The organism is Pseudomonas sp. HMWF006 (genome assembly GCF_003061205.1).
GTDB classification, from domain to species: domain Bacteria; phylum Pseudomonadota; class Gammaproteobacteria; order Pseudomonadales; family Pseudomonadaceae; genus Aquipseudomonas; species Aquipseudomonas monsensis.
This window is the reverse complement of record NZ_QAIU01000095.1, coordinates 1-10,527: the sequence shown is the minus strand read 5'-3', so window position 1 is coordinate 10,527 and position 10,527 is coordinate 1. Positions and strand designations below refer to the sequence as shown.

Genomic DNA, 10,527 nt, shown 5'->3' with positions numbered 1-10,527 from the left:
CGACGACTTCTTCGTCACCTTTCATCAGCGGCGTGACCATCACGTTGCAGCCGTTGGCCACGGCGAAGTTGTGTGAATCCGGGTCGCGGGCGGCGATCCACATTGGCGGGTTGGGCTTCTGGATCGGTTTCGGCACGCTGGTGGAGGTGGGGAATTTCCAGATGTCACCATCGTGGGCGTAGTCGCCTTGCCACAGGGCGCGGACCACCGGGACCATCTCGCGCAGGGCCTGGCCACCGGCGGAGGCGGGCATGCCGCCGGCCATGCGATCGAATTCAACTTGGTAGGCGCCACGGGCCAGGCCGACTTCCATGCGGCCGTTGCTGATCACGTCGAGCAACGCGCATTCACCGGCAACGCGCAGCGGGTGCCAGAACGGCGCGATGATGGTGCCGGCACCGAGGTGGATGGTGGTGGTTTTGGCCGCGAGGTAAGCGAGCAATGGCATCGGGCTTGGCGAGATGGTGTATTCCATCGCGTGGTGTTCGCCGATCCACACGGTGCTGAAACCACCTGCCTCGGCCATCAGGGTCAGTTCGGTGAGGTCTTCGAACAGTTGGCGGTGGCTGACGCTTTCGTCCCAGCGTTCCATGTGGATGAACAGGGAAAATTTCATGACGCTTCCTCGGATTTTTTGTTGTTGAGGCTACATGTGGGAGCGAGCAAGCTCGCTCCCACAGTTGTTATGCGTTGTTCTTTTATCAGGCCAGGACGGGCAGGGCACCCATCTTGCCGTGGCAATACACCAGCGGCCCGGTGTGCTGCTCGGGCACTATCAGATTCTTCACCGCGCCGACCATGATCGCGTGGTCGCCGCCTTCGTATTCGCGCCACAGTTCACATTCGATGATAGCCGTCGCGTTGGCGAGGATCGGGTTACCCAGTTCGCTCAGTGTCCATTCGATGCCTTGCGCTTTGTCTTTGCCTTTGCGGGCGAAGGCGTAGGCTTCGCTTTGCTGGCCGCCGGACAGGACGTGGATGGCAAAGCGTTTGTTTTTGATCAGCACCGGATAGGAATCAGAGCTGTAGTTGGGGCAGAACAGCACCAGCGCCGGGTCCATCGACAGCGAGCTGAAGGCGCTGGCAGTCAGGCCGACGATCTGACCGTCATCGTCCAGGGTGGTGATAACGGTTACGCCGGACGGGAACGAGCCCATGACTTGTTTGTAGATGGCGGCATCGATCATTGGACGATCCTCGGGTGTTGTGACGCTGTTTTTATGTGTTTGTTGGTCTGATGGTATACCAGTATTTAATCTTTGCAAGGGCTTTTAAGCTGAACCGATAAACGTGCCGCGTTCGTCGGAAACTCAGCATTTACGGGGCTTTCGCCTGGTCGCAAAGCCGTGATATCAGGGAGGATGACGCATCAGATAGCGTCGCAAACTACGGATCAGTCTTGTGAATTGTTTGGAATACCATAATATGGTCTGCATCTGAGAGGTGGCCAGAGAGTCCCCCCGGTTTGGCTTCATACAACGATAAGAACAGACAAACTCGAGTTCATGCATATGTCCCAGATGTCCCGGCAAGATCCGTTGATCGAGAATCATACGGTCGACTACGTCCCACTCGCGGAACGCCACGGGAAGGCCCGCGACCTTTTCACCCTTTGGTTCAGCACCAACATTGCGCCACTGCCCATCGTCACCGGCGCCATGGTGGTTCAGGTGTTTCATCTCGACTTGTTCTGGGGGCTGCTGGCGATTGCGCTGGGGCACCTGATCGGCGGCGTGGTGATTGCGCTGGCGTCGGCACAAGGCCCGCGCATGGGCATTCCGCAAATGGTCCAGAGTCGCGGCCAGTTCGGTCGTTACGGCGCGCTGCTGATCGTGTTCTTCGCCGCGCTGATCTACATCGGTTTCTTCATTTCCAACATCGTCCTGGCCGGCAAATCCATCGTCGGCATCGCGCCGTCGGTGCCGGCGCCGTTGAGCATTCTCATCGGTGCACTGGCGGCTACGGCGATCGGCGTGATCGGCTACAACTTCATTCACACGCTGAACCGCATCGGCACTTGGGTGATGGGCAGTGCGCTGCTCGCCGGTTTCATCTACATCTTTGCCCACGACTTGCCGTCAGACTTCCTGACTCGCGGCAGTTTCAACCTGTCGGGCTGGCTGGCGACGGTGTCGCTGGGGATCATCTGGCAGATCAGTTTCTCGCCGTACGTGTCCGACTATTCGCGTTATCTGCCAGCGGATATCGGTATCGCCAAACCGTTCTGGGCAACGTACCTCGGGGCGACGCTGGGTACGATTCTGTCGTTCACCTTTGGCGCAGTAGCCGTGCTGGCGACGCCCGAAGGCACCGAGGCGATGACGGCGGTCAAGCAGTCCACCGGGTGGCTGGGGCCAATGCTGATGGTGCTGTTCCTGCTCAATATCATCAGCCACAACGCCCTTAATCTGTATGGCGCGGTGCTGTCGATCATCACCTCGATCCAGACCTTCGCCAGCCAGTGGACGCCGAGCATCAAGGTGCGTGTGGTGTTGTCGAGCGTGGTGCTGGCGGGCTGCTGTGTGGTCGCGCTCGGTGCCTCGGCGGATTTCATTTCCGAGTTCATCGGTTTGATTCTGGCGCTGCTGCTGGTGCTGGTGCCGTGGGCGTCGATCAACCTGATCGACTTCTACCTGATCAAGCGCGGCTGCTACGACATCGCCTCGATCTTCCGCGCCGATGGCGGGGTTTACGGGCACTTCAATCTGCACGCGATCATTGCGTACTTTATCGGCATCCTCGTGCAGTTACCGTTCGCCAACACCTCGTTGTACGTCGGGCCGTACGCCAATCTTGTCGAGGGCGCGGACTTGTCCTGGCTGGTTGGCCTGGTGGTCACCGTTCCGCTGTATTACTGCCTGGCAACACGCGGCCAGACTCAGCAGAGCAGGGCGGCGAGGTTGGGTTACACCGACTGACCTGATCTGCTTCACCGCAATGCCCGGTCATTTGCCGGGCATTGTTGTTTCCGCATCCCGGTGGTCATTCAAATTGGCCATAACGATCCCCTTTTGGCCCATCCCCCACTGTGCTCCGGCTACGCTGTCAGCAAGAATCAAAGCCACAACCAGACGCTGAACCTTAATTCCTTGGCTGCCTTTACAGCCGCTGCCGTGTACAGAACATAAAAACCATCGAACTCACGCTGCCTTTTGGGGAACAACCATGGTCACGATGAAACGTATTCTGGGCGCTACCGTGTGTGGGCTGACACTGCTGGCCAGTGCCGTGCAGGCTGAGCAGCGCGAACTGCGGGTGTACAACTGGGCGGATTACATCCTGCCGTCGGTGCCCAAGGATTTCGCCGCGAAAAGCGGTATCAAAGTGACCTGGGACACCTTCGACACCAACGAGTCGCTGGAAGCCAAACTGCTCACCGGCAACTCCGGTTATGACCTGGTGGTGCCGTCGAACCAGTTCCTTGAAACGCAGATCAAGGCTGGCGTGTTTCAGAAACTGGATAAATCGAAACTGCCGAACTGGAGCCACCAGGATCCGGAACTGTTGAAACTACTGGGCAAGAACGATCCGGGCAACCAGTACGGCGTGCCTTACATGGTCGGCACCGTGCTGATCGGCTTCAACCCGGCCAAGGTAAAAGCGGCACTGGGCGACAATGCGCCGGTGGACAGTTGGGATCTGGTGTTCAAACCGGAAAACATGGAAAAACTCAAATCCTGCGGCGTGGCGATGCTTGATTCGCCGACAGAAATCCTGCCGCTGGCCCTGCATTACCTGGGCCTCGACCCGAACAGCCAGAACCCGGCCGACTATGAAAAAGCCAAGGAGCTGATGCTCAAGGTTCGCCCCTACGTAACCTATTTCAACTCGGCCAAGTACATGACCGACATTGCCAACGGCGACATCTGCGTGGCCATCGGTTATTCCGGCAGCTTCTACCAGTTCGGCAACCGCGCCAAAGAAGCCGGCAACGGTGTGGTGGTCGACTGGCGCTTGCCGAAAGAAGGTGCGCCGATCTGGTTCGACACTTTCGCCATTCCGAAGAGCGCGAAGAACGTCGCCGAGGCCCATGAATTCCTCAATAACCTGCTCGATCCGAAAGTGATTGCACCGATCAGCGACTTCCTCGGTTACCCGAATGCGAACAAGGATTCGATGCCGCTGATCAACACGGAAATCACCGGCAATCCGAACCTGACACCCACCCCTGAAGCGCTGAAAAACCTCTACGTCGTGCAACCGTTGCCGCAGAAAATCGAGCGCGTGCGTACCCGTGTGTGGACCAGTATCAAGTCTGACAAATAGATATGGACTGAACGAAATCCCTGTGGGAGCGAGCTTGCTCGCGAAGGCGTCGGATCATCCAGCATCATCGTTGAATGACACACCGCTTTCGCGAGCAAGCTCGCTCCCACAGGTTTTTGTGGCGTGTCATTCCGTGCTGCGTTCGCTTTCTCTGGTGACCACCAGGCTCAACAGAACCGAACTCAGAATGACCCCGCCCACCACCGCCAGCGACCACTCCACCGGCATGTGCAGCCACGGCATCAAGACCATCTTGCCGCCGATGAACACCAGCACCATCGCCAGTCCGTACTTGAGCAGATGGAAGCGGTCGGCCATGTCTGCCAGCAGAAAGTACAGCGCCCGCAGACCCATGATCGCGAAGATGTTCGAAGTGAAGACAATGAACGGGTCAGTCGTCACGGCGAAGATTGCCGGGATGCTGTCAACCGCGAACATCAAGTCACTGGCCTCGATCAACACCAGCACCAGAAACATCGGGGTGGCCCAGCGCACGCCGTTCTGCAGGACGAAAAACCGTTCGCCATGAAAACCACTGGTGATGCGCATATGCCCGCGCACCCAGCGCAGCAACGGATTTTTTTCCAGATCGGGTTGATGGTCGGCAAACACCAGCATCTTGATCCCGGTGATGATCAGGAACACGCCGAACGCATACAGCAGCCACTCGAACTGCGACACCAGCCAGACACCGGCAAAAATCATTGCCGCCCGCATCACAATGGCGCCAAGCACGCCGTACAACAGCACCCGCCGCTGCAGCTCGGGTGGCACGGCGAAGTAGCTGAAGATCATCACGAAGACGAACATGTTGTCGATCGACAGCGATTGCTCGATCAGATAACCGGTGAGGAATTCGAGGGTTTTCTGTCGGGCGATGTCAGCGCCGAACGCGCCATGCAGGTACCACCAGAGCAGCGCCGCGAAACTCAGTGCCAGCAGGCACCAGGCGATGACCCAGGACAAGGCTTCGCGAACCGACACCCGATGCGCCTTGCGCCCACCGAAGACAAACAGGTCCAATGCCAGCATGGCAAGCACGAAGACGATGAAGGCGCCCCACATCCATGGTTCGCCGATATTGATGTTTGTGGCTGGCATGTCGCGCTCCCTGTCTATTCTTGGATTGGGGTCAGACGTGGCCATGCTAGCGACGCTTTTACGGCAAAGAAAAATCGTTTATTTCTGCGCAACAGTTCGTTAATAACGAAGTATCGGGGCTTCCGCGGCGGCAGTTACGTGCTGGTGCAAAAGTACCTGCACAACATGACGGCCTGGAATGCGCTGAGCGTCGAGGCGCAGGAACGGGTGATCGGACGCAAGAAGCTCTCGGACATCGAACTGGACGACTCGGTCAAACCGAGCAACTCCCACAGTGCGCTGACCACCCTCACCACGGCAGACGGCGAGGAAGTGAAAATCCTGCGCGACAACATGCCGTTCGGCCGGCCTGGGGCAGGGGAGTTCGGCACGTTTTTCATTGGTTACGCACGTTCGCCCGAGCCGATCGAGCAGATGCTGGAGAACATGTTTGTCGGCAAGCCACCGGGCAACTACGACAAGTTGCTGGATTTCAGCACGGCCGTGACTGGCAGTTTGTATTTCGTGCCGTCTGCTGACTTGCTGGAGGAACTGGCCGAGCGTTGATCAGCGAAAGAATTCCCCCGGTGTTTCGCCGAACTGTTGGCGAAATGCGGCGATAAACGCCGACGTCGAGTCGTAACCACAGGCCAGCGCGACGTCGGTGACGCGCTCGCCTTTTTCCAGTGGTGTCAGTGCGCCGAGCAACCGCAGGCGCTGGCGCCAGGCGCGAAAGGTCAGGCCGGTATCGCGCAGGAACAGCCGGGTGAGGGTCTTCTCGGTGACACCGAACTTCTCGCTCCAATGACTCAGCGTGGTCTGCTGTTCCGGGTGTTGCTCCAGGCTCTGGTAGATCTGCTTCAAGCGGGCGTCTTGCGGCAACGGCAGCATCAGGTCGATCTGCGGCGCCTCGGCCAGTTGATCGAGGATCACTTGGGCCAGACGTCCATGCGGGCCACTCTGCTCGTATTCCACCGGGACTTCGCTGAACGCACGAATCAATTCCCTGAGTAGATCGCTGACGCCCAGCACATGGCAGCGCTCAAGCGCCCATCCAGCGACGCTGCAATCGATGTAGAGGCTGCGCATTTCCGTGTGCGGCGAGCTGAACACCCGATGCGGCACACCCGCCGGAATCCATACGGCGCGCTCGGGCGGGGCGACGAAGCGGCCGGCGCTGGTCTGTATTTCCAGCACCCCCTGAATCGCGTACGACAACTGCACCCACGGGTGGCTGTGGCGCCGGGTCAGGGCACGATTGGGCAGCGATTCGGTGCGCCCGTAGAGTGGGCGCGGCAGGCTGGGCAGCCCGGGAATGCTGCGCCGGACGCTTTTTTCATGTCCTTTAGGCGGCATCTTGTGGCCCTTCGGCGTTAGTCGGTAATTCGCAGCCACGTTAGAGTCGTCGGCACGCCCTGGCAACCCCTGGATGAACCGACCATGACTCGCCCCCGTTTTTTGCCTGACAACTTCACCCTGACGCTGATCGGCGTAGTTCTGCTCGCCAGTTTCCTGCCCGCCAGCGGTCAGGTCGCGGTCGGCTTCGGCTGGCTGACCAACATCGCCATCGCCCTGCTGTTTTTTCTGCACGGCGCCAAACTCTCGCGCGAATCGATCATCGCCGGTGCCGGGCACTGGCGCCTGCATCTGCTGGTATTCGGCCTGACGTTTGTGTTGTTCCCGATTCTCGGTCTGGCGTTAAAACCGCTGTTGTCGCCGTTGATTGGCGACAAGCTGTACATGGGCATGCTCTACCTGTGCGCGTTGCCCGCCACAGTGCAGTCGGCGATCGCTTTCACCTCGTTGGCGCGGGGCAACATTCCGGCGGCGATTTGCAGTGCGGCGGCATCCAGCCTGTTCGGAATTTTCCTCACGCCGTTGCTGGTGACGCTGTTGCTTGACGTCCACGGCGACGGCGGTTCGACCCTCGATGCGATCCTGAAAATCAGCGTGCAACTGCTGTTGCCATTCATCGCCGGGCAGATCGCCCGGCGCTGGATCGGCGCGTGGGTCGGCCGCAACAAGAACTGGCTGAAATTCGTCGATCAGGGTTCGATTCTGCTGGTGGTCTACGGTGCATTCAGCGAAGCGGTCAACGAAGGCATCTGGCATCAGATTCCGCTGGTCGATCTGTTGGGACTGGTGGTGGTCTGCTGCATCCTGCTGGCGTTGGTGCTGCTGGCCTCGACCCTGCTGGGCAGAGTGTTCGGCTTCAGCCAGGAAGATCGCATCACCATACTGTTCTGCGGTTCGAAAAAGAGTCTGGCGACCGGCGTGCCAATGGCTCAGGTGCTGTTTGCCGGGAGCACCATCGGCGTGCTGATTCTGCCGCTGATGCTGTTCCATCAGATTCAGCTGATGGTCTGTGCGGTGCTGGCGCAGCGCTATGCGAAACGGCCGGAATCGGTGCCGGAGTTGATGGCGCAGGTGGACCCCTAGTTCGCCACGTCGCTTGTCTAAGGCATTGTGTCAAAGCGTTGCAGCAGGGGATTGCTATGAAATAGCGTCCCCTCGCGAGCAGGTTGCTCTGCTGAATATCTCCAAATAACTCAAAATTAATCAATGAGTTATCACTTGTTTGGGGTGATATGAGATATTTTGTTTCTGAAATATTATGAAAAAATAATTGGGGAAAGGGGTTGCCACGACTCGGGTGGCTGTTTAGGATCCAATCTTCGCAAATATAACAAGTCTGGGCAGGAAGCTCAGCCGCATGGGATTTATATGGATATTATCGCCCCCAACTTTCTATTCTCTTAGTGGTCATTCGCGAACATCGCGAAGATTGACTGCGCTCTGCCAATACCTCTTTACGATGGATAGCGCTTCGCACTTGCGAAGGGTTGCGCCTGCATTGGATACAAACTTACGTAAAGGATTCTACGTATGAAAACAATAAATCGAATCGTGATAGTCGGATTTGGAAGTATCGCTCAGGCCTTGCTGCCTCTGTTGGTTGAGCGATATCAGGGCGACATTGTTATCTTTGACAAAGAAGTGGATGTCTCAAGGCAAGCCATTGCGCAAGAGTATTCGGCGTCATTGATTAAGAAGTTGATTACGCCGCATAACTTTGTAAGCGTGATAAGTCCTTATCTCGGCGAACAGGTGTTTTTGCTGAATCTGGCTGTTTCGGTTTCCAGTGAAGCATTGATCGACCTTGCTCAGCGCCACGACTCGCTCTATCTGGATACTTGCATTGAGCCCTGGGAATATAGCGCTGATGTCGATTCGAACCTGGCGAGCAACTTTTCCCTGCGCGAAGGACTCAAGCGCTTTGCCAAACAGCGAGCGGTTGACCGCGCAACGGCCGTCGTCGCCCATGGTGCCAATCCCGGCTTTATCTCGGTGCTGTTGAAAAAGGCATTGACGCAAATGGCTGCGGTCAATGGCGTCGCCTTTGAAATCTCGCACCCTCAAGACTGGGCCAGACTGGCCGAACGCCTGGGTGTCAGGGTGATCCAGATTTCCGAACGCGATACGCAAGTCGCCGGCAAGGAGCGCTCCGAACAGCACTTCATGTGCACCTGGTCGGTGGACGGCCTGATCACCGAATGCCTGCAACCGGCGGAAATGGGCTGGGGCAGCCATGAGACCCGGCTCCCTCAGGGCGCGATTCGCAATGACTATGCGATTGCCATGCGAGAACAAGGGCGCGAAGTCAAAGTCAAAAGCTGGTCACCCAATTACCTCGACTTCGCCGGTTACTTGTTGACTCACAACGAGTCGCTGTCGATCGCCGAATACTTGACCCTCGGCGACAGCCGCAACCCCAGCTATCGCCCCACGGTTTATTACGCCTATCACCCTTGTGATCAGGCCGTGGCTTCCATGGCCCTGCTGAACGAGGGCAATGAAGACCGGGTATTGACCAAGGAAGTCTTGAAGGACGGTATTGTTTCCGGCATCGACGAACTGGGTGTGTTTCTCATCAGTGACCAGTATCCGTCTGTGTGGATGGGCTCGAACCTGTCTATTGGCAAGGCACGGAAAATGGCCAAGTACAACAGCGCCACCAGTTTGCAGGTGGTGTCCAGCATTGTCGCCGGTATGGCTTGGGCACAGGCCAATCCTCATGCCGGGATTCTGGAGAGTGAAAGCCTGGACTGGGAATTCGTCTACGGCATCGTTGAGAAATACTGGCAGCCGATGGTTTTTCAGCAGATCGACTGGCGACCCGTTGCTGGCGATAACACGCTGTCGTTTGGCAGCTTTCTGATCTGACTGTTTTCTGGTTCTCGTTCAATCTATCAAGGAAGAATGTATGTCGATGGCAATCGGCGCGATCACGCGCACCACACCCGATGCTTCTGCGGTCTTGTCCGGATTCAGTTTTCCTGCCGTGGATCTGACGGCGTCGGATCGTCAGGAATGGAAGGAGATATTTTTCGATTCGGTGATCACCGAATATGACGCGCGGCGGTTGTACTGGTACCTCGAGGGCAATTACCCGGAAGTCTTCAACTGCATGGAAGACGTGCTCAACCCCTGGCTGAAAGATGAAATTGATCACGCCTATGGTTTCGCGCTGATTTACGCGTCGTATTCCGCTATTCCTTTTGATGAAGTGTCACTCAGTGTTTAATTGAGGAAACCGGATTTCAGCATTGTCGATGCCATCGCCGCCGATCCGTTAAAGCTTCTGGTGACTCTGGCCTATGACGAAATCATCACCACCCACGTTTACCACCGCAGCATAGAAAGTTACGACCGCTTCAATTCGCAACAACTATCGGCGTGGATACGCAAAACCAAGAAGGATGAAGTGACGCACTTCTTTGCCTTCGTGAAAAAAGCCAGAGAGTTGTTCCCGCATAGACTGCACGAGGTGCCGGGGATACTGGAGGACATTTTCCGTGTGGACTTCGAGAAGCCCAGTTACACAGGAACATTTGTTCTGGATCACAACGCACCGGACTTTCCGATTTCCAAGCAGGAAATCAAGGACATGATTATTCCGGCAATCATAAAAAAATTCAGTGAATGAATACCGTGAGACAGGGAGGAAATGGCATGGAAGCGGCTTTCTTAAAAAAGCGTAATTGGAGTTCCAGGGCGATTTTTGAGGATATCGCGGCCAGTGGATGGACCAATCCAGGCATTGATCCTTCCTTTAGAGCGTTCTTTATGGCCGACCTCGTGTCTGAGTACGATTCGGTCAATCTTTATAATTTTCTGTAC

Annotated in this window: 10 protein-coding genes and 1 pseudogene; 7 read left to right on the top strand and 4 right to left on the bottom strand. The window is 56.9% G+C overall.

Features of this window, described 5'->3' with window-relative positions; translation table 11 throughout:
* Both DBR24_RS03795 and DBR24_RS03790 read right to left on the bottom strand, forming a co-directional pair.
* Positions 1-616 (bottom strand): LLM class flavin-dependent oxidoreductase (locus DBR24_RS03795; protein ID WP_256591265.1); only part of this gene is annotated, 616 nt, incomplete at its 3' end.
* Positions 617-701: 85 nt separating this feature from the next.
* Positions 702-1,187: a flavin reductase family protein gene (locus tag DBR24_RS03790; RefSeq protein ID WP_003225754.1), complete on the bottom strand. Its 486-nt coding sequence runs from the start codon at positions 1,185-1,187 to the stop codon at positions 702-704.
* A gap of 324 nt (positions 1,188-1,511) precedes the next feature.
* On the opposite strand from DBR24_RS03790, the gene DBR24_RS03785 reads away from it, so the two are divergent.
* Together DBR24_RS03785 and DBR24_RS03780 are read left to right on the top strand one after the other, a co-directional pair.
* Positions 1,512-2,918 (top strand): cytosine permease, encoded by a 1,407-nt coding sequence (locus DBR24_RS03785; protein WP_128613936.1) that lies wholly within the window; start codon positions 1,512-1,514, stop codon positions 2,916-2,918.
* Positions 2,919-3,165: 247 nt separating this feature from the next.
* Positions 3,166-4,266: a polyamine ABC transporter substrate-binding protein gene (locus DBR24_RS03780; RefSeq protein WP_128613935.1), complete on the top strand. Its 1,101-nt coding sequence runs from the start codon at positions 3,166-3,168 to the stop codon at positions 4,264-4,266.
* 126 nt (positions 4,267-4,392) lie between these two features.
* Here the strand turns inward: DBR24_RS03780 and DBR24_RS03770 are convergent, their stop codons facing one another.
* Positions 4,393-5,367, bottom strand: coding sequence for a TerC family protein (locus DBR24_RS03770; RefSeq protein ID WP_128613934.1), 975 nt, complete (start codon positions 5,365-5,367; stop codon positions 4,393-4,395).
* Between the two features lie 120 nt (positions 5,368-5,487).
* On the opposite strand from DBR24_RS03770, the pseudogene DBR24_RS03765 reads away from it, so the two are divergent.
* Positions 5,488-5,913 (top strand): annotated as a pseudogene (locus DBR24_RS03765) (Dyp-type peroxidase); the annotation flags it as partial.
* On the opposite strand, the gene DBR24_RS03760 reads toward DBR24_RS03765, so the two are convergent.
* Complete coding sequence (locus DBR24_RS03760; RefSeq protein ID WP_123467941.1) at positions 5,914-6,702, bottom strand: helix-turn-helix domain-containing protein; 789 nt, start codon at positions 6,700-6,702, stop codon at positions 5,914-5,916.
* Between the two features lie 84 nt (positions 6,703-6,786).
* On the opposite strand from DBR24_RS03760, the gene DBR24_RS03755 reads away from it, so the two are divergent.
* The 4 genes from DBR24_RS03755 (at position 6,787) to DBR24_RS31465 (ending at position 10,333) form a co-directional block, all read left to right on the top strand.
* Complete coding sequence (locus DBR24_RS03755; protein WP_128613933.1) at positions 6,787-7,785, top strand: bile acid:sodium symporter family protein; 999 nt, start codon at positions 6,787-6,789, stop codon at positions 7,783-7,785.
* Positions 7,786-8,232: 447 nt separating this feature from the next.
* Positions 8,233-9,570: a saccharopine dehydrogenase C-terminal domain-containing protein gene (locus DBR24_RS03750; protein WP_128613932.1), complete on the top strand. Its 1,338-nt coding sequence runs from the start codon at positions 8,233-8,235 to the stop codon at positions 9,568-9,570.
* 40 nt (positions 9,571-9,610) lie between these two features.
* Positions 9,611-9,931, top strand: coding sequence for a hypothetical protein (locus DBR24_RS31470; protein WP_256591264.1), 321 nt, complete (start codon positions 9,611-9,613; stop codon positions 9,929-9,931).
* A complete protein-coding gene (locus tag DBR24_RS31465) occupies positions 9,932-10,333 on the top strand; it encodes a hypothetical protein (RefSeq protein WP_256591263.1) in 402 nt (133 codons plus the stop codon).
* The last annotated feature ends 194 nt before the right edge of the window (positions 10,334-10,527 follow it).